Origin of the sequence: Flavobacterium pallidum (assembly GCF_003097535.1) — a bacterium.
Lineage (GTDB): Bacteria > Bacteroidota > Bacteroidia > Flavobacteriales > Flavobacteriaceae > Flavobacterium > Flavobacterium pallidum.
Map to the genome: position 1 here is coordinate 1,179,630 of NZ_CP029187.1, position 21,429 is coordinate 1,201,058.

The 21,429-nt window shown below is 44.3% G+C and carries 10 protein-coding genes; 5 read left to right on the plus strand and 5 right to left on the minus strand.

Features of this window, described 5'->3' with window-relative positions:
- Positions 1-3 precede the first annotated feature (3 nt).
- Genes HYN49_RS04740 through HYN49_RS04750 form a run of 3 tightly spaced genes read left to right on the plus strand, consistent with a single transcriptional unit; the run spans position 4 to position 2,342 of the window.
- Positions 4-927, plus strand: coding sequence for an FAD:protein FMN transferase (locus HYN49_RS04740; protein ID WP_108903050.1), 924 nt, complete (start codon positions 4-6; stop codon positions 925-927).
- 26 nt (positions 928-953) lie between these two features.
- Positions 954-1,148 carry a DUF4266 domain-containing protein gene (locus tag HYN49_RS04745; protein WP_219928761.1) on the plus strand — a complete coding sequence of 65 codons (195 nt, stop codon included), beginning with the start codon at positions 954-956 and terminating at the stop codon, positions 1,146-1,148.
- Positions 1,149-1,154: 6 nt separating this feature from the next.
- A complete protein-coding gene (locus HYN49_RS04750; RefSeq protein ID WP_108903052.1) occupies positions 1,155-2,342 on the plus strand; it encodes a DUF3570 domain-containing protein in 1,188 nt (395 codons plus the stop codon).
- 169 nt (positions 2,343-2,511) lie between these two features.
- Here HYN49_RS04750 and HYN49_RS15080 read toward each other — a convergent pair whose 3' ends face one another.
- Positions 2,512-12,738, minus strand: a complete 10,227-nt coding sequence (locus tag HYN49_RS15080; RefSeq protein WP_146185053.1) for a fibronectin type III domain-containing protein — start codon at positions 12,736-12,738, stop codon at positions 2,512-2,514.
- Between the two features lie 127 nt (positions 12,739-12,865).
- The gene (locus HYN49_RS04800; RefSeq protein WP_108903062.1) at positions 12,866-14,530 is read right to left on the minus strand and encodes a helix-turn-helix domain-containing protein; all 1,665 of its coding nucleotides are present in this window, start codon (positions 14,528-14,530) and stop codon (positions 12,866-12,868) included.
- Between the two features lie 278 nt (positions 14,531-14,808).
- Here HYN49_RS04800 and HYN49_RS04805 point away from each other — a divergent pair, with 278 nt between their 5' ends.
- Together HYN49_RS04805 and HYN49_RS04810 are read left to right on the plus strand one after the other, a co-directional pair.
- Positions 14,809-15,240: a PepSY-like domain-containing protein gene (locus tag HYN49_RS04805; protein WP_108903063.1), complete on the plus strand. Its 432-nt coding sequence runs from the start codon at positions 14,809-14,811 to the stop codon at positions 15,238-15,240.
- 33 nt (positions 15,241-15,273) lie between these two features.
- Entirely contained in the window at positions 15,274-16,077 is an 804-nt protein-coding gene (locus tag HYN49_RS04810; protein WP_108903064.1) for a phosphatase PAP2 family protein, read from the plus strand.
- Between the two features lie 4 nt (positions 16,078-16,081).
- Here the strand turns inward: HYN49_RS04810 and HYN49_RS04815 are convergent, their stop codons facing one another.
- The 3 genes from HYN49_RS04815 to HYN49_RS04825 all read right to left on the minus strand — a co-directional run bounded on the left by HYN49_RS04815 (position 16,082) and on the right by HYN49_RS04825 (position 21,405).
- Complete coding sequence (locus HYN49_RS04815; RefSeq protein WP_108903065.1) at positions 16,082-16,963, minus strand: diacylglycerol/lipid kinase family protein; 882 nt, start codon at positions 16,961-16,963, stop codon at positions 16,082-16,084.
- Positions 16,963-18,921 carry an LTA synthase family protein gene (locus tag HYN49_RS04820; RefSeq protein WP_108903066.1) on the minus strand — a complete coding sequence of 653 codons (1,959 nt, stop codon included), beginning with the start codon at positions 18,919-18,921 and terminating at the stop codon, positions 16,963-16,965. The genes HYN49_RS04815 and HYN49_RS04820 overlap by 1 nt, the downstream gene beginning before the upstream one ends.
- A gap of 75 nt (positions 18,922-18,996) precedes the next feature.
- A complete protein-coding gene (locus tag HYN49_RS04825) occupies positions 18,997-21,405 on the minus strand; it encodes a TonB-dependent receptor domain-containing protein (RefSeq protein ID WP_108903067.1) in 2,409 nt (802 codons plus the stop codon).
- Positions 21,406-21,429: the final 24 nt, after the last annotated feature.

A 21,429-nucleotide genomic window follows, 5' to 3' on the forward strand; every position in this document is an offset into this window, starting at 1 on the left:
CAGATGCAAAAATATTCAGAATCCTTAAAGCTGATGGGCAACAACTTTACGATTACCGTAGTCGCTGATGAAAAGGATTTTGCGTTGCAGAACATCGAAATTGCCATTGCGGAAATCAGGCGGATTGAGCAGCTTTTGACCACCTTCAGGCCCGACAGCCAAACCAGTCACATCAATGACAATGCGGGAATCGAGCCCGTTGTGGTTGATGCGGAAGTGTTCAACCTGATTCAGAGAAGCATCGCCATATCAAAGATCACGCAAGGTGCGTTCGATATCAGTTATGGCAGCATCGATAAAAGCCTGTGGAATTTTGACAGAAACATGACTGCTTTACCCACTGCCGAACAAGCCCGGAAAATGGTATACCTGATCGACTACAGGAACATTATAACAGACAGTGAAAAGAAGACCGTTTTCTTAAGGGAAAAAGGCATGCGGATCGGGTTTGGCGGTATCGGGAAAGGTTATGCCGCTGAAATGGCAAAACAGAAACTGCTCGCCAATGGCGTAAAAAGTGGCATTATAAATGCAAGCGGTGATTTGGCTGCCTGGGGTTTACAGCCAAACGGGAAACCATGGACCATTGGGATAGCGGATCCGGATCAGCCTGCCGTAATCTTCTCTTATATAGAAATTTCAGAAAAAGCAGTGGCCACTTCGGGAAATTATGAAAAATTCATTATGATCGGTGGTAGGAAATATTCGCATACCATCGACCCAAAAACAGGTTTACCGATTACCGGAATCAAGAGTGTTACAGTCATTGCCGACAATGCTGAATTTGCGGATGCGATGGCCACACCAATAGCCGTCATGGGCATTGAAGCAGGATTGTTCCTGGTGAACCAGATTCCGGATTTACATTGCATCATCATTGACGATGACAATAAAGTTTATACCTCCCAAAACATCAATTTAACATGAACAAAACAAAACAAAAGGCATTTATTATGGCGATAGCTATAGGCGCTGCAACGGCTTCCTGCGAATCTGTGAAGGAATACCAGAAATCCAAAATCAATGATTCGGAAATGGTGCTTTCAAACCGTAAAATCGAAAAAACCGAACTCAGTTTCCAATCCTATCGTGAAGGTTCTTCCGGGGCCAATGCAGGAAAAAGCGGCGGCGGTTGCGGCTGTAATTAAGTAAATATGAAAAGGATATTTATTACAGGCTTTGCACTGATGGGATTACTCCGTTTGCAGGCACAAACACAGCCATCGGATTCGACTGGCTATAAAAGCACCAAACTGAAGATTGAGGAAGTAAACCTGGTTTCGAGTTATTACAAGCAGAACGGTAACAATTCAGCAGTTACCGGCGGTGTCGGCTCTGAGGAGCTTACAGACATTTCGAATGCGATTGATTTGAAACTGGTCAAATACGGAAAATCAGGCAACAAACACACCTGGGATGTGGAAGTGGGCGTGGATCATTACACTTCGGCATCGTCTGATATGATTGATATGAGTGCCAATTCATCGGCGTCTTCGGGCGACATTCGTTTTTATCCGTCTGTAAATTATATCATGGAAAATGAAGCAAAAGGGCAATCTTTTGGCGCTGGTATTTCGTCATCCACAGAGTTTGATTACCAATCTTTCGGCGGAAACATTTTGTATGCTAAGAAAACAAAGGACAGGAATGGTGAATTTACCGCAAAATTCCAGGCTTATCTTGACCAGCTCAAGTTGGTTGATCCGGTTGAATTAAGGACAGGTGGCGAAAATTACGGCACTGCTTCCAGAAATACTTTTGCGGGCTCGCTCAGTTATGCTCAGGTCGTAAACCGGAATTTCCAGGTGATGTTCCTGGCCGATGTGATTGCGCAGAACGGTTATTTAGGTTTGCCTTTTCACAGGGTATATTTTAGCGATGGCTCTGGTTTATCGCACCAGGAAAAATTACCGGATACCAGGTTGAAGATTCCGTTAGCGATAAGGGGAAGTTATTTCTTTGGCGATAACATCATCATCCGTGGCTATTACCGTTATTACACCGATGACTGGGGTTTGAAGTCCCACACTGCCGAACTTGAGGTGCCGGTCAAACTATCGCCTGTATTTTCATTAAGCCCATTTTACAGGCTTTATACACAAACTGCCGTGAAATACTTTAAAGGATTTGAGCAGCACGATGGCACAACGGAGTTTTATACGAGCAATTATGACTTGTCAAAATTCGATAGCAGCTTTTTTGGGATGGGAATGAAATTTACGCCACTCAAGGGTGTTTTCGGATTGAAGCATTTCAATACCATTGAAGTTCGTTATGGCCATTATACCAAGACGACAAATATGGTGTCGAACATCATCAGTATCAATATTAAATACAAATAGGCATAAGTATATTATTGTGAAAAGCCGTCGATGAGACGGCTTTTCTTTTCTTAGAATTCAGCTAGCGTAAAGTAACGACGTTTTAAAATTGGTGCTTACTGTTGATATTGATTCAAAATAAAAAATCCCGGCACGAAGCCGGGATTTAGTCTGAGATTTAAGAACAGCATTAAATTTTACGTAGAATTAACTTTTTAACCGTTTCCTTATTTTGATAGATGATTTTGATGTAATATACACCATCTTCATAACGGCTGACATCCATCAGTGATTTTTGAGATGTTGGCTTATACTGTTGTACCAGTCTTCCCAAATTATCGATTACATAGATGTTGTCCGCAACAAGGTTTCCGGTATCAACGGTAAAGTTACCGCGGCTCGGGTTTGGATACATGGTAATCAGGTTATCGAGTGGAAGATTACCAGTTCCTAAGCTGTCGATAGTAACGCAATCCGATGTTACGGAGCAATCGCCAAGAGTGATTACTACGGCATACTGTCCGTTTGCTGTAGCCGTAAAACTTTGATTCGTTTCACCGTCTATGATCTCCGCCGGAGTTTCCCCACATGAAATCCACTGGTATGTTGCCCCGGTTTGGTTCGCTGTAATGGTATCTGAATTCAAAGTTGTGGCATTGTCCAAAGTAGTAATGGCAATGTTGAAACTACTCTCCATCCAACAATTCCCGTTTGACGCAAAGATGTAGATTGTCTGTGAGTTTGCAATCACATCGCCTTCACTCAACATGGTTCCCGCTCCTTCGGTTTCGGTAAAATAATTACCGTTTGTCAACGCAGGAAGCGTATAGTTACCGCATGAGGTTACATCCGAAAGGATATCAACTATTGGCGATGTTGTTATGATTACTGAGAAATCGGTTTCAGCAGTACAATTGCCATTTGATGCATAAATGTAGATTGTTTGTGAAGCTGTGATGATATCGCCTGCGTTCAGCACAGTTCCTGCACCGGCAGTTTCGGTGTAGTAGTTTCCGTTTGTCAGCACAGGAAGCGTATAGCTGTCGCACGCTGTTACATCAGCAAGATCGTCGACCGTTGGAGTAGGGGTTATCGTTACTGTGAAATCGTTTTCCGCAGTACAATCACCGTTTGATGCATAAATGTAGATTGTTTGTGAAGTGGTAACCACATCACCTGCATTCAGCATGGTTCCTGCACCGGCAGTTTCAGTGTAGTAGTTTCCGTTTGTCAAAACAGGAAGCGTATAGTTGTCACATGTCGCCACATCAGCAAGAGTATCCACTGTTGGTGTAGTGGTTATCGTTACTGTGAAATGGTTTTCCGCAGTACAATCACCGTTTGATGCATAAATGTAGATTGTTTGTGAAGTGGTAACTACATCACCTGCATTCAGCATGGTTCCTGCACCGGCAGTTTCGGAGTAGTAGTTTCCGTTTGTCAAAACCGGTAATATATAGCTGTCACATGCCGTTACATCAGCAGGATTTTCTACTATTGGCGTGGTAGTTATCGTTACTGTGAAATCGCTTTCCGCAGTACAATCACCGTTTGATGCATAAATGTAGATTGTTTGTGAAGTTGTAATTACATCGCCTGCATTCATCATGGTTCCTGCACCGGCAGGCTCAGTATAATAATTTCCGTTTGTCAAAACAGGAAGTGTATAACTATCACATATCGCAACATCAGCAACGTCGTCTACCGTTGGAGTCACAGTTATTGTCACATTGAAGTTGCTTTCAGCAGTACAACTTCCATTATCCGCATAGATATAAATTGTTTGCGAAGAGGTAATCGCATCGCCTGCACTCAGCATGGTACCTGCTCCTGCAGCTTCAGTGTAGTAATTTCCGTTATTCAATACAGGAAGTGTGTAGCTGTCGCAGGTTGCCACATTTGAAAGGGTATTGACTGCAGGGATTGGATTTATTATGACAGAGAAATCGCTTTCCGCAGTACAAATAGATACCGCTCCCAGTACGTAAATATAAATAGTCTGTGAAGTGGTGATCACATCTCCTGCGTGAAGCATAGTTCCTGCTCCTGAAGGCTCAGTGTAATAGTTTGCATTTGTTGTAAGGACCGGCAGCGTATAACTTCCACAGGCAACAACATCGGCAAGTTCATCTATCACTGCAACAGGTGAAATGGTGACGTTAAAACTGGTCTCAGAAGAGCACAACCCGTTATCCGCATACACATATATGGTTTGCGAAGCTGTGACGGCGTCACCGGCATTCAACATGTTTCCTCCGCCATTTGGCTGGGTGAAATAGTTACCATTCGTTAATGCTGGCAAAGTATAGCTAACGCAGGCGGTAATGTCGGTGATTACATCCAAAACCGGATTTGGATTTACGGTAACGGTCATAGTGGCACTCAAAGCACATTGCCCGGCATCAGGTGTAAATGTATAAGTTGCGGTCACTGTATTATTGAGTGCTGGTGCCCAGGTTCCGGTGATTCCGTTATCTGAAACCGTTGAGAATGCTGCTAAAGTGCCTCCCGAACAGATTGGCGCTACCTGTGTAAATGAAGGTGCCACATTTGGATTTACGGTTATGGTCATTGTGGTACCCAAAGCACATTGCGGTGCATCAGGTGTAAATGTATACGTTGTGGTAGCTGTATTGTCTAAAGCCGGTGACCAGGTTCCTGTTATTCCATTGTTTGAAGTCATTGGCAATGCAGCTAAAGTGCCTCCTGAACAAATCGGTGCAACCTGTGTAAACGTTGGTGCAACATTTGGATTCACTGTGATGCTCATGGTTGTGCTTAAAGCGCATTGCCCCGCATCAGGCGTGAAGGTATAAGTTGTTGTAGCCGTATTGTCTAAAGCCGGCGACCATGTTCCCATGATTCCGTTTTCTGAAATCGTTGGCAATGCCGTCATAATAGTTCCTGAACAAACTGGGGCTGCCTGTGTAAAGGCAGGCAATACATTCGGATTCACCGTAATGGTCATTGTGATACCCAAAGCACATTGTCCTGCGTCTGGCGTGAACGCATACGTTGCCGTTGCAGTATTATCCAAAGCAGGCGACCAGGTTCCCGTGATTCCGTTGTCTGAAGTCGTTGGAAGTGCAGCCAAAGTACCCCCTGAACAGATTGGCGCTACCTGAGTAAACATTGGTAACACATTTGGATTTACGGTGATTGTCATTGTAGTAGCCAAAGCACATTGTCCTGCATCAGGGGTGAATGTGTAAGTTGTCGTTGTCGTATTATCCAATGCCGGAGACCATGTTCCTGTAATACCATTGACTGAGGTCATTGGCAAGACAGCTAAAGAGGCGCCTGAACAAATCGGTGCTATTTGTGTAAACATCGGCGTTACATTTGGATTTACCGTGATGCTCATTGTTGTGCTTAAAGCGCATTGTCCTGCATCAGGTGTAAAGGTATAAGACGTGGTTGCAGTATTGTTTATTGCAGGCGACCATGTTCCTGTGATTCCATTGTTTGATATTATTGGCAGAGCTGCTAAAGAAGCTCCTGAACAAATCGGAGTGACCTGTGTAAACGCTGGTATTGTTGGTTGGTTTACAGTGATGGTCATCACAGTGGTGTTTGCGCACTGCCCTGCATCAGGCGTAAAGGTATAAGTTGTAGTAGCCGTATTATTCATTGCTGGCAACCAGGTTCCTGTGATTCCATCGTTAGAAATCGTAGGCAATGCAGCCAAAGTGGCTCCTGAACAGATTGGTGCTACGGATGTAAACGTAGGTGTCGTTGGCTGATTTACAGTAATGGTCATTGCAGCAGTGATAGCACATTGACCCGAATCAGGTGTAAATGTATACGTCGTTGTAGCCATATTATTCACAGCAGGCGACCATGTTCCGGTAATGCCATTATCTGAAACCGTTGGTAATGCTGCTAATGCAGCTCCTGAACAGATTGGCGTTACCTGTGTAAATGTTGGTGTGGCTGGCTGGTTGACCGTAATAGTCATTGTAGCGGTGCTTGCACACTGCCCAACAGTTGGTGTAAAAGTATACGTCGTCGTAGCAGTATTATTCAATGCTGGTGACCATGTTCCTGTGTAACCATTGTTTGAAGTCGTAGGGAGTGCTGCTAAAGTGGCTCCTGAACAAATCTGTGCTACCTGGTTAAATGCAGGTGTTACATTCTGGTTTACCATAATACTCATCGTCGTACCCAAAGCACATTGTCCTGTGTTTGGTGTAAACGTATAAGTTGTTGTCGCAGTATTGTCCAAGGCAGGCGACCACGTACCAATGATTCCGTTATTTGAAGTCGTTGGCAATGCTGCTAAAGCGCCACCTGAACAAACCGGCGCAACCTGTGTAAACGTGGCTACAGTTGCCAGATTAACAGCAATGGTCATCGTAGCGGTACTGGCGCATTGTCCCACCGATGGCGTAAATGTATAGGTTGTTGTCGCGGTATTGTTTAATGCCGGCGACCATGTTCCGTTAATGCCATTGTTTGAAGTTGTCGGAAGCGCTGCCAAAGTGGCCCCTGAACAAATCGCAGCGGCTTGGGTAAACGTTGGTACTGTTGGCTGATTTACGGTGATGGTCATCGTAGCAGCCGTTGCGCACTGTCCAACTGATGGTGTAAACGTATAAGTCGTTGTGGCAAAATTATTCAACGCAGGCGACCATGTACCAATAATTCCGTTATTTGAAGTCGTTGGCAATGCAGCCAATGTGCCTCCTGAACAAATCGGGGCAACAGCAGTGAATGTTGGGTTTACATTTTGGTTGACTGCAATTGTCATTGTAGCAGTGTTTGCGCACTGCCCAGCTGATGGTGTAAAGGTATACGTCGTCGTAGCGGTATTATTCAATGCTGGCGACCACGTTCCGGCAACTCCGTTGTTTGAAGTCGTAGGCAATGCCGCCAAAGTAGCCCCTGAACAGATTGGTGATACCTGTGTGAACGCTGGTGCAGTTGGCTGGTTGACTGTGATGGTCATCGTGGCTGTGTTTGCGCACTGCCCAACTGATGGCGTAAAGGTATACGTCGTCGTAGCGGTATTATTCAATGCTGGCGACCACGTTCCGGCAACTCCGTTGTTTGAAGTCGTAGGCAATGCCACCAAAGTAGCCCCTGAACAGATTGGCGATACTTGTGTGAACGCTGGTGCAGTTGGCTGGTTGACCGTGATGGTCATCGTGGCTGTGTTTGCGCACTGTCCAACTGATGGCGTAAAGGTATATATCGTTGTAGCGGTATTATTCAATGCAGGTGACCATGTTCCGGCAACTCCGTTGTTTGAAATCGTAGGCAATGCAGTCAGCGTTGCTCCTGAACAGATTGGCGATACTTGTGTGAACGCTGGTGCAGTTGGCTGGTTGACCGTGATGGTCATCGTGGCTGTGTTTGCGCACAGCCCAACTGATGGCGTAAACGTATACGTTGTCGTAGCAGTATTGTTCAATGCTGGTGACCATGTTCCTGCAATTCCGTTGTTTGAAGTCGTTGGCAATGCCGCCAGTGTTGCTCCTGAACAGATCGGCGCAACTTGTGTGAACACTGGTGTATTTGGCTGGTTGACCGTGATGGTCATCGTCGCGGTGTTTGCACACTGCCCGGCTGTTGGAGTAAAGGTATACGTCGTCGTAGCAGTATTATTCAAAGCCGGTGACCATGTTCCTGCAACTCCGTTGTTTGAAGTCGTTGGCAATGCCGCCAGTGTTGCTCCTGAACAGATCGGCGCAACTTGTGTGAACACTGGTGTATTTGGCTGGTTGACCGTGATGGTCATCGTCGCGGTGTTTGCACACTGCCCGGCTGTTGGAGTAAAGGTATACGTCGTCGTAGCAGTATTATTCAAAGCCGGTGACCATGTTCCTGCAACTCCGTTGTTTGAAGTCGTTGGCAATGCCGCCAGCGTTGCTCCTGAACAGATCGGCGCAACTTGTGTGAACGCTGGTGTAGTTGGCTGGTTGACCGTGATGGTCATCGTCGCGGTGTTTGCACACTGCCCGGCTGTTGGAGTAAAGGTATAGGTCGTTGTAGCGGTATTATTCAAAGCCGGTGACCATGTTCCGGTGTAGCCATTGTTCGATGTCGTCGGCAATGCTGATAATGCACTTCCGGAACAAATTGCTGCAACAGCAGTGAATGTTGGTGTCACTTTTTGGTTTACCGTAATGGTCATCGTAGCCGTATTGGCACATTGCCCGACAGATGGCGTAAAGGTATACGTTCTCGTAGCGGTATTATTCAATGCCGGCGACCATGTTCCTGTGTAACCATTATTTGAAGTTGTCGGAAGCGCTGCCAAAGCAGTCCCAGAACATATTGGCGCAACAGCCGTAAATGTTGGCGTTACTTTTTGGTTTACCGTAATGACCATGGTAGCCGTATTGGCACATTGCCCAGCCGATGGTGTAAAGGTATACGTCGTCGTAGCAGTATTGTTCAGCGCAGGCGACCATGTGCCGGCAACTCCGTTGTTAGAAGTAGTAGGCAATGCTGCCAAAGTAGCTCCTGAACAGATTGGCGATACTTGTGTGAAAGATGGTGCAGTTGGCTGATTGACCGTGATGGTCATCGTGGCGGTGTTTGCGCACTGCCCAACTGATGGCGTAAAGGTATAGGTCGTTGTAGCGGTATTATTCAATGCAGGAGACCATGTTCCTGTATAACCATTATTTGAAGTTGTCGGAAGCGCAGCCAAAGTAGTCCCTGAACAGATTGGTGCAACTTGTGTAAACGTTGGTGTTACTTTTTGGTTTACCGTGATGCTCATCGTAGCTGTATTGGCACACTGCCCGGCTGATGGCGTAAACGTATAGGTAGTTGTGGCCGTATTATTCAAAGCAGGAGACCAGCTTCCATTGATTCCATTAGTAGAATCTACCGGTAACGCTGACAATGTACTTCCAGAACAGATTGGCGCAACTTGTGTAAACGTTGGTGTCACTTTTTGGTTTACCGTAATGGTCATTGTAGCGGTATTGGCACATTGTCCAGCAGATGGCGTAAAGGTATACGTTGTCGTGGCAGTATTACTCAACGCTGGTGACCAGTTTCCAGTGTAACCGTTGTTTGAAGTTGTCGGTAATGCCGATAATGTAGCACCTGAACATATTGGAGCTACAGCAGTGAATGTCGGTGTAGTTTTTGGATTTACTACCACATTAACCGCGATCCTTGCGCTTTCACAGCCGTTTAATGTCTGTGTTACATAATATGTTCCGGTCTCAAGTAGTGTCGCCGCAAATAACGGGGATCCGTTTGCAGGTACGTTATACCATTTTTTCGTTGTACCGGTCGCCACAAGATTGGCTACGATAGATCCGACGCAAAAAGTTTGAGTGCCCTGTGATACTGTTGGCGCAGGCGTCACATTAATGGTAGCAGTAACGGCCCTTCTTCCAACAGACTCACAGGTTGCATTTGATTGGGAAGCATAATAAGTAGTACCGCTTACCAAAGGCGTAGTTGATGCTAAAAGATTTCCACCCACAGCAGCATCATACCATTTGATATTTGTACCGGTTGCAGCCAGGTTGGCTACGGTAGCCGCGTTACAAAACGACTGTGATGCTAAACCTGTAGGACTTGTAGGTTGTGTAGAGGTGCTTACAAAGCTATAAGCGCCAGTAACGATATTAAAACTAATATTATAGGTACAGGCAACAGCGGGAATATTCGGGCCATCCTGGAATCCTGTTCCGGTTGGGAAAGTGCTGTTACCCCAATTGACAATCCAGTTACTGTTCAGGCGGAATTTCAGGCCTCCTGTAGTTAAGGTATAATTGCTTAATGTAAAATTGGTGCCGTCAGCTGTGGACATATAGATGTCGGTATCCCAACCGGATGCAGCATCACCTACAAGGCTTACTACCGTCGGCGTACACGTGATGCTTCTATTCCTGTTTACTTGCTCTGTACCACATATGCTATTGGAATGGATGAAATATCTTATTGTACCCGAATTATTGCCTGAATACCAGTTTAAAGGTGTTGTTCCGCTGGCATAAACGACATTTCCTGCTGCATTTGTTACAGTAATGTAATCCGTAGCTGTAGAGCTGGTAAAAGTATAAGTATTGGCGGCACTGATATTGACATTGCAATATTCTCCGGCCCATGAACCGTTGGTAATAGTTTCTAAGCTTCCATTACAGGCAGGAGTGAACGTCTCTGCCGGGTATATGCCGAAATCCCCACCTGTGCCATTACAGCTTAGCTGGGCAACTGTCGTAAAACTGCCTCCTGCAACCCAGGCACTTTGTGAGGTGCCGCAGTTAGACCTGATCCAGTAAAAATAGGTCTGGCTTGGGTTTAGGTTAGTAATGTTGGACAATCCCTGATTAATAATCCCTGAGGTCTGACCTGCTCCAGGAGCGACATTGACGATATTCAGGTAATATTGATATCCGTTAGATGGTGCAGGATTCGCTGCGGTAAAATTCAGGTAAGCTGAATTGGAAGTGATATTCGCAACGGAAAGATTGGTTGGCAGACTACAGGTGGTTGAAGCCAAAGTAGTGAAACTTCCACCATACACCCAGTTACTTTTTGAGCTGCTCGTACAGGCTGCCCTCACCCAGAAATAATAGGTAGTAGCGGCATTCAGGTTTGACAGTACCTTTGATGTTCCTGCTGAAGTACCTGTGGCCGCGGTGTTGTATTGCGGAGTTAAGACATTTGATGTGCTGGTATAATATTCATATCCTGAACCAGGCGTTGTAGTAGCAGTCCAGCTTATCGTAGCGCCGCTTGTGGTCACTGCCGAACTTAATGGGGAAGTTGGAGAAGGGCAAACTGAGTTTTCACAAGTCACATAACGATTCCTGTTTACATTTTCGGCACCACAGTCACTGCCAGAATGGATGTAATATCTCAAAGTGGTAGTGCCGCTGTCTACGTTGTAAATCACGGGTGAAATTCCGTAAGCAAGAATCTGTGTGCCGGCTGTATTGGTAATCGTGATAAAATCCGTAGCGTTTGAGGAGCTAAATGTAAGCTTCCTCCCATTGGCCACCGACACATTTGAATATTCACCTGCATAGGCCACATTCGTAATCAATTCCGGATTCCCGGAGCATGATGGCGAGAAGGTTGTTGCTGGATACAACACCCCATCAGTACAGCCATTTCCTGAGTTAGCGGGTAAGGTGTTAAAATTGTACGGTCCAAACCACGCACTTTTTGAAGTGCCGCAATTAGCACGTACCCAAGCGTAGTAAAGCGTATTGGGTACAAGCCCTGAATTTACTGTTACAGAGGTGTTAACAGTGCTGCCTGTTGGCACTGAAGCATTTGTCGGGGTAGTATTTGAAGCCGTAACGAGATACTCGTATCCATTGCTTGGAGCCCCGGCTGAGGCCCAGTTTAGGGTAACACTTGTGCTTGAAAAACCGGTAGCAAAAAGGTTAGTCGGTGTTTGGCATGCATTTACAGAAGTAATATACCTGACGCGGCCCATACTGTCGTCTGCACAGGAAGAATTGGCATGCAGATAATAACGCATCACGCCATTATTTACGCCGGAATTCCATACTAACGGTGTTGTACCCGTAGCATAAACCACAGTACCTGTAGTATTTGTAATGGTAATATAATCGGTATTTACAGAGCTGGTAAAAGTATATTGCTTATTTGCTAAAACGTTGATGTTGGAATATTCCCCCGCCCACGAATCGGTAACAATCTGTTCTAGACTTCCGGTGTTTAACGGGGTATAGGTTGCCTCTGGATACAGTCCGTAGGAAGCTGAATTACAAGTTTGGAATGCTATGGTCGAAATTGCGCCACCCGATACCCAGGCGCCTTTTGTAGTATTGCAGTTTGACCTCATCCAATAAAAATAGGTCGTGCCGGCCGCCATTCCTGAAATATTGGTAGCAGTAAGGGCGTTGCCTACTGTACCTGTTGCTGTTGTTAGCGACGTAGGGGCTACATTAGTAGTATTGACATAATAATCGTATCCCGTACTTGGCACTGATGCCGGCGCGGTCCAGTTGATCCTTGCCGAATTCGATGTGATATTGTTTGCGAACAAACCTGTTGGAGAAGCGCATGTAACCGGTGGAACTGCACAGGTGATGTAGCGGATCCTTCCGATATTCTCGGTTATACACGATGAATTCTTATGAATGAAATAATGGATTATTCCCGACATGGAACCTGTAGACCATACCACCGGCGATGTTCCGCTGGCATAAGTAAGCGTGCCGGCTGCGTCGGTTATGGTAATGTAATCTGTGGCTGTTGAACTTGCGAAAGTGTATTGCTTATTTGCTATAACATTGATTTCGGCATATTCTCCTGCCCAGCAATCGGTATTGATGGTTTCCTGGGATCCCGAGCAAACCGGCGTGAACGACGTAGTCGGATACATGCTGCCTGTCGTGCATTGTCCCGATACCTTCGGGATGAAAAACAATACAGCCAATAAACTAAAGAAAGTAATTTTTGATTTCATAAGTAATCCTTAAAAATTTTAACGCACGCAAACATAACTTTTAACATCAGATAAGTAAAAAAAAGTGTGTTCTTTTTTATAAAAAAGCACATGTTTTTTATTATATAAACCGCTTTAAGACAAATGTCTAAGCGGATTTGTCCTTGTCAATTTCTTCTATAAAAAACAACGGTGAAATACCCGTATGTTTCTTGAAAATCCTTACAAAAGTTGCTGCCTCTTTATACCCTATTTCTTCTGCAATCGCCTGCAAAGTGTATTTCCTGAAAATGGAATCCTCTTTGATCTTCTTCAGAACATAATTCATTCGGAGCTCCTGCGTATATTCAGAAAAAGTCTGCTTCTTATGATTATTGAAATAATTGGACAAATAAGAAGTATTGGTATTAATCTTTTTTGCCACATACGCCAACTTGAAATCGGGCTTTAGAAAATCATATTTGCGCTCCATTTTCATCAACCCGTTGACGATCTTGTCAATCACTTCATCCTCCACAATCATTTTAACTGTTTCCCTGTCACTGCTTTTTCCCGGTTCGGGGTCTCTGGTTTCCGCAGCCGCAACAGCCAATGCATTTTTTTCATTCAGTTTGTTAATCAGGTCCAGGTATTTTTGGTGCTGCCTTTTCTTCCTCCCCAGATTAAAGGCCCAATATCCAAAAAAACAAACCAACAATACCGCCGCAAAAGTTATCAAAATGTTATTTTCAATCCTCTTTTTGTACAAAGCCTGCCTGACTTCCTTCGATTTATAAAACCATTCGAGCTCGTTGATCTTGTCATTGGTGTCCTTTGCATTGTATAAACGCTCATATTTATACGAAAGATCCTTGAAATACAGTGCTTTATCAGACTTCTTCAAGGCCTTGTACATGTTATACATGTTCTCATTGTTTACATAGAGGCTGTAATAATCCTTATTCTCCAATAGCTTTTTTTGACTCACATCATAGTAATGGATGCTGTTGGGGATATCATTTTGCGATGTATAATAATACAACAGGTTGACGTAATAATTCGGGTCAAAAAAATGGTGCGCAGCCGATTCTGCAATGCATTGCTTCAACACTTCAGGATTGGGGTCACTTTTAAAATTTTCCCTGTTGAAAAGCGCTGCATAATAAGCCTGATAATTGCTTTTTTGGCAATAACGCAGTGCCTTATCCATATTTATGAGCACCGGCGCCAGGCTGTCATTGCCATATTTCCCATAATAGGAATAGGCTTTATTGGAATAATAATTGCACCACACCAGGGAGTCATTGAGCTTATTTGCCAATGCCAGTTGCTCATTAAGATAATCAGCATATTTTTGGTCATTGTCCATGTCCAGCAGCGAGTAGATCAGGTTGTTCACTACATTTTCATGGAATTCAGGATTGGTGTGTTTCGTTTTTTCGTAAAACTCATAGTACACTTTTTGCGCTTCATTATCTGATTTTGAATAATAATTGGCCGTGTAGCGGAAGGTATTCCCGAAATAATTCCCGACTTCATCATTATTGCGCTTGGCTGTTTTTATCACAATTTTGGCAATCGAATCACATTGTGCCGAATTCCCCTGATAACATAAAATCTGGCATTTGGCCAATAATTTAGAAACCGCTTCCTTGTCGTCGGGCGCTACTTTTTCCTCTAATATCTGTCGTGTACGGAGCGTATCGTGGTAAATGATCTTTTCAGTATCATCCAATACCGAATCGTAATGGCGGAATGAAGCGCTGAAGTCTTCATTGTTCTTTTTGCAGGACATCAAGGCCATGAAAGCACAAAATGCGAAAATGCGGTTCATCAATTTAGGTTGGTTGTGAAATTTACGATAAAGAAATAAAAAAAAATTCAATTAACCGGAGTATCTGATCAACCGATTTTTATCGACTTCGCACTCACGTTAATAAAACCGCTGACTGCCGATAGACCCTAAGTCAGTCGTTTTTTTTTACCGGATTCAATATGGTAATTTTTTTGCCCATCGGACAATTAAAGCCTTTTGGAAGAACAAATACAGAATTAATTCAAAATCGCTGTTGAGATTTGGTTCAAATATTTACTGAAACTTAAATACAGCACATGAAAAAGACATGCTACCTCCTGATTTTGCTTTTGGCATGGAACAGCCAGGCACAGGACAAAAAAATCAAAGATGAAAATACCGTACCGTCTGAAGTCAGGAATGCTTTCAGGAAAGCCTTTCCTACCGCAAAAGTGTCCTGGGAACTGGAAAAAGGCAACTACGAAGGCGAATTCAAACTGAAAGGCAAGGATGCCTCGGCCGTATTTGACAAAACCGGCCACTTAAAAGCACTGGAAACGGAAATAGCTGAAGCCTCACTTCCTGAAACAGCCCGTAAATACCTTCAAAAAACGTATCCGGGCAAAAAAATAAAAGAAACCGCACAAATCACCGATGACAAAGGCATTATTACTTATGAGGCCGAAATCAGGATCAATGGCAAGATGACAGACATCCTTTTTGATTCGAAAGGAAACCTACTGAAATAGTCAATATCCGATTCTAGCATTTCAAATAAAGGCATGAAAAAATTATTGCTTATTACCTTTTTGGGCGTATTTACAGCCCACGCCCAGGATGTGACAAAGGACTCCACCGCAGTGAAGAAGGACAGTGTCAACAGTGCGGAAATCACTAAAGACCTGCTTGCTGTCCACGATACGCTTACACCATCTAAAATCCACTTTAAGCAATTCATCATCCCGGCTGCCCTGATCGGATACGGTTTTATCGGATTGGAAAGCGACTGGCTGAAGACTTTCAACCTGGATCTCAGGGAGGAAGTCAGTGAGGATATCGACCGGAAATTTACTATTGATGACATTGCCCAATATGCTACGGCCGGTTCGGTTTATGCGCTGAATGCTTTCGGGGTAAAAGGGAAGCACAACCTCAAAGACCGCAGTATCATCCTCGGGACGTCATACCTGCTGCTTTCCGCTACCGTATTTCCCTTGAAATCCATTACCCATATCGAGCGTCCGGATGGGACAGCTTATAACTCATTCCCTTCAGGCCATACCGCGAACGCTTTTGCCGGGGCAGAATTCCTTTGGCAGGAGTACAAGGACAAATCTGTGTGGTATGGGATTTCGGGTTACCTTGTGGCTTCCGGCGTAGGAGCATTCCGCATTATCAACAACAGGCACTGGCTCACCGATGTGGCTGCCGGAGCCGGAATCGGGATATTAAGCACCAAAGCTGCCTATTGGCTGTATCCGTGGGTGAAGCATACGCTTTTCCCAAATGACAAACGCATTTCGTCAATGGTAGCCCCATTTTATAACGGAAAGCAGGCCGGTGCAGGATTGGTGATGCAGTTTTAAACGATTAAGGGGTGAGCACTTTTAGCCCACCGTTGATCATCCCAACTTTTATTTTGTTTGTCTTCAGGTTATAATATTCTCCGTCAATTTGTGCGTCGAGGAATATCCTGTCAGGCAATTCGGCTTCTAAACTTCGAATTAAGGTGTGGTTTGCTAATTTAAAAGTATTGGTCTTGTTGCGAAGCACTGCCAAACCCAATTGCAGTTTTTGGATAAATGACAATTCAGGAACCAGAATCAAATCCAGAAAACCGTCGCTAAGGCTTGCATTCGGTGTCAGGCTCATGCCATATCCCATCTCGTTGGAATTGGAAATGAATAACAGGAAAGGATGCATGTTGACGGTCTGCCCTTCAAACTTCAGGCGCGCTTCAACAGGCTTAAACCAGAAACTTGCAGACAAAGCCGCTTTGACGTAAGAAACCAGCGTCCGCTTTCCGGATTGCTCATATTTCCCGATAATCATGGCATCAATCCCGATGCCCATGTTGCTGAAGAAATAATGGTCGTTAATTCTCCCGACATCAATTTTCGACTGGGTTCCGTGCTTGATAATTTCCACAGCCCTGTCAATATCCCTCGGAATGTTAAGGTTTGAAGCCAGACCATTCCCGGAACCGACCGGGATAATACCCAATTTGATTGGCGTGTTTACAAGGCAAGAAGCCACTTCGTTTATGGTTCCGTCACCGCCACAGGCCACAATGCAATCCGGGTTGTAACGTACTATAGCATTAGTGATTTCAATAGCGTGTTTCGGGTGTTTGGTATGATACACCGCAATCTTGTAATTACTTTCATGGAAGTGCCGCTTTAAGAACGTTTCAGTAATCTCATGGCTTCCTTTTCCCGAAATCGGGTTGACGATAAAATGGATGTAAACCATTATTTCAAAAGCTTGTTTGTAAAAAGGTAGTCGGCAGTCTGGTACCAGGAAATGGTTTCCTCCAAAAACGATTTATCCATCCGTAGCGGTTTCAGGCTATTGTCTTCCTTATTCCAGGTGTAAGAGGCCTGTTTCTTCTGATCGGAAAGAATCATGACCCTGTCTTTTTTCATCAGGACCAGCTTACGGTACGTTCCTAACAGGGCACGCTCCTCAAACTTAGGATCCAGTACATTTTTTCCAAAGAAATCCGATTCATAGTTCCAGTGAAACATCGAAAACAATGTCGGCCAAAGATCGATTTGGGAACATTGCTTTTGAATTTTTTGATTGTTCGCTTCCGGCAGGTTGACGATGAAAGCGGGAATGTGGTAATTTTTCACATCGATTTCATCCTTGCCTGCACTGCTCGCACAATGATCGGCGATAATAACGAAAACTGTATTCTTAAACCACGGCTTCGTTTTCGCTTTTTCAAATAACTCCCGCAATGCAAAATCAGTATACTTCACCGCACCTTCGCGGCTTTTCCCGGACGGAATGTCAATCTTTCCCGAAGGATAAGTGTATGGCCTGTGGTTGGAAGTCGTCATGATGAAATTGAAAAACGGCTGGTTGTTTTTATACTGTACGTCGGCCACTTTCAACATCTTATTGAAGATATCTTCATCACAAATTCCCCAGGCATTTTCAAAAGTCACTTCACTGTCGTTGATGTTATTCCGTGTGGTCTTAATCTTGTCGCTAAGGACACTGCCGCGCCCACGATCGTAAATCGTAAAGCCATTGCCTCCGAAATACGCATTCATATTATCAAAATAGCCATCGCCGCCGTAGAAGAAATTACAGTCATAATTCCTTTGCTTAAACACGCTGCACACCGTGAACAGGTTGTCATTTTCAGGACGTTTTACGATGCTTTGTCCCGGAGTCGGCGGGATGCATAAAGTAACGGCTTCCATCCCGCGCACCGTCCTTGTTCCGGTAGCATACAGGTTTTCGAAAAAGACGCTTTTCTGTGCGAGGCTGTCCATAAAAGGCGTAATGTTTTCTTCATTCCCGAATTCCTTCAGGAAACTGCCGCTAAGGCTTTCTACCAAAATAAAGACGACATTTTTCTTTTCTTCGGATGGCATGCTGTCGGTTATCGTCCGGTGAATGGAATAGCCATTATTGGAATATTTTGAATTCGGGTCGGAAAGCTTGCCTTTGATCAATGCGAAAGCCTTATCATTTTCAATCGAAGTGTAAAACTCATTATACTTCATCTGGTTGTTTCGAAAGGCGGCAAAAAAGGAATAGATGCCGGATTTGGAGATTTCGGAATTGTAGCGGTTCGACGACCATTCTGCCTGGTAATTTGTAATGAATGACCCGTAAAAGAAGGCCAAAACAGCGGCAGTCCCTAATACGGCCAACCTGCTTTTCAATGAAGCGTGGTGTGTAAAAGTATGGGTAAAAGCATTCGTTTTATAAAACGCAAGCAGCACCGCCGCCGTAATCAGCAGCACGCCTCCAATCAATAAAGGCAGTGGATACGATTCTTCTATATTCGAAACGACTTCATGGGTATAGATCAGGTAATCGACTGCAATGAAATTGAAACGTGTCCGGAATTCATCCCAAAAAGTCAGTTCCGCAAAAAAAGTAAATACCAAAATAAAAATGGTCAGCGCAGTAAAAAACCACACCAATATCTTATCGGCCCAGGAGCCAATCCAGCGGTTCGGCATCAGGACATAATAAATAATTGCGGTAAGGCTTACGAAAGTAATCGTGCCGATGTCGAAAAACAATCCCGTGAGCAGCGTCCTGAAAAGATTGATGATATTCCACGAAACCTCATCATACTGCCAAATGAAAAAACCGATTCGCAGCAGTTGCGAAACAATCAGGAACCAAAGGATAAAATGGGCAAGAAGTGAAAACCGGCTGTGTGAAATAAAACTTTTGAACATGGAATACAGGATTAATTAATCTGTAAAAGTCAGGACAGATTTTGAATTAATTCTGAATTTTTACTTTAAGCCTTATTAGAATTTATAACTGTAACCAAAGCGTACCACCTGTGTTTCATAATAATCACTGCTGTTGTAATGGAAATCATTGCCCTGGATTTCTTTTTTGGTAACAAGGGTATTGAATACGTCTGTAGCATTCAGGAAGATTTCACCCTTTCCTTTTTGTACGGATTTCTTAATTCCCAAATCGACAGAGAAACGGGAATCAATCTTTCCCTGCGGAATGATATCGGGAGCAAGATACACTGCCGACACCTGTCCTGTCAGGGTTTTTGAGAAATTGAAAAGGCTGTTCCATTTTACATTTCCTGAAAAAACCTGCTGTCTTTCTCCATAAAACGTGCTTGGCACCGGATACAGGTTCGTCACCGTAAATTTCTCAATGTCGTTCTGATAACCGTTCCCATTAAGATTGAACAAATACCATGCGGCCAGCCTTTTGGAGTAAACCATTTCAAAGCCGGTGGTAGAACTGCGGTCGGCATTTTGGAAAACGTTATAAATGAGATTGCTTCCCGGAACCGTCGTAGCGATACGCGTGATGGTGCCATTCACAAACCGGTGGTAAGCCGACGCAAAAAAGTAGCCGTCTTTTAATGACGCTTTGTAGCCCAATTCGAAAGCACTTGAAAACTGTGGGCGCAACGCAGGATTGCCTACTTTAATGATTTCAGCATCATCATATTTTGGGAAAATACGGATATCAACCTCATTAGGCCTGTCGACGCGGCGGTTAAAAAAGGCCGTCAGCTTGTTTTTATCATTGAATTTATAGGCCAGACTGATGTTCGGGAAAGGCTGTGTATAATCATAACCATCGCTTTTGTATGTCGGGTGGTGGGGGTCGACCTCATACTTCAGGTGTACATATTCGAGCCTCATGCCCACTTCGGCTTCAATCTTGTTGCTCTCGAAAATGTAATTGCCGTAAAGTGCAGGAATAATTTCCTTATAAGTGGCCCGCCCGCCCGCATTGGCATCAATCGGGGAATTTTGCCCGGGGAAAAACTGCATGTTTGTCGGGATTTGTCGGTTGCGGAATTTCAGTCCGGTTTCAAAACGGCCATACTTCAAGGGTTCGATATAGTCTACGTTAATATCCAGTACTTTTTCGTCGGAAAGCAATTTAAAGGAATCTTTTCCACTGCTGTTCGGCAGGATGTTGTCAAAAAAGTATTTTTCATCTTCCCGATGGTAAGTGTAATTAATACCGGTATTTAATAAGCGGCCAGCCTGTTTGAATTTATGCTGATAAGAAGCAGTGGCCATCGCTGTTGTTTTCACTTCATCTTCTAAGAATTGCCAAAGTCTCAGTCTTTCCGAATAATCTCCGTTAAAAAAAGGTTCATCGCCGTGATCGAGGATTTTTTCACTTCCAAAATAACCCGAAAACGTGAAGGTATTGTTGTCGTTATAGTTCCAGTCCATTCCGGATTTTATAGTTGTGAATTGTGTATCCCGATTGCGTTTCGTCTGTTGATGGATGATAGTACCATCATCATAAGTGCGATGGACAAATTCATTCTTATTCAGTGTTTCCGTGTAAAGATAGTCGCCCTGAAAAAACAGGTTCACTTTGCCCTTACGGTAATTAAGTGATAACGACGGATTAATTTTCGGTGTAAGGTTATATTGTGGACGGATGGTCGGAAGGTTTGACTTGCGCTCCCACAAAGCCCCGAAACCGGAACTGATGCCCGCTTTTCCGTTAAGTCCTTCCTGTTTGGTTTTCCTGTATATGATGTTGATGATTCCGGCATTGCCATTGGCATCAAATTTGGCTGAAGGGTTATTGATTACCTCAATCTTATCGATGGCTGATGCCGGTATATTGTCCAGGCCAGACTGGCTTCCGAAACCTGTAATTCCAGTTTGTTTTCCGTCGATAAGCACCATGACCTTATCATTGCCACGCAATTGTACCTTGCCATCCTGTACCGTAATTCCCGGAAGATTCTGCATCGCCTGAAGTACGGAGCCGCCACTTTGGGCAATATTATCGGCTACGGAAAAAGTCTTCTTATCCATCTTTGGGCTGACTTCCTCCTGCTTTGAAGTGATGACCACCTCATCGAGTGTATTGGAATCTTCTTCAAGCTCAATCACCGAAAGCTCTAAGAAATCGGATAAGGAGCCAATAAACAACGGTTGTTTTGCTGCCTGATGACCTACAAAACTGACACCAATAATGTAACTACCCGGCGTGATGCCTGTGAGGGAAAAACGGCCTTCGTCATTGCTTACGGTTCCGGCAACAATCGTGCTGTCTTTTGACATCAGCACCACATTGGCATAAGGTATAGCGGCTTTTGAGGTTTTATCTTTTATTGCGCCTGACAGCGTCACTCTTTTTGATGGTGCTTCCTGCGCAAAGCAGGCGAATGACAACAGGAATAGGATTATGAGAGAAATGCTTTTCATCTGAATATAATTTCAGCAGCAAAT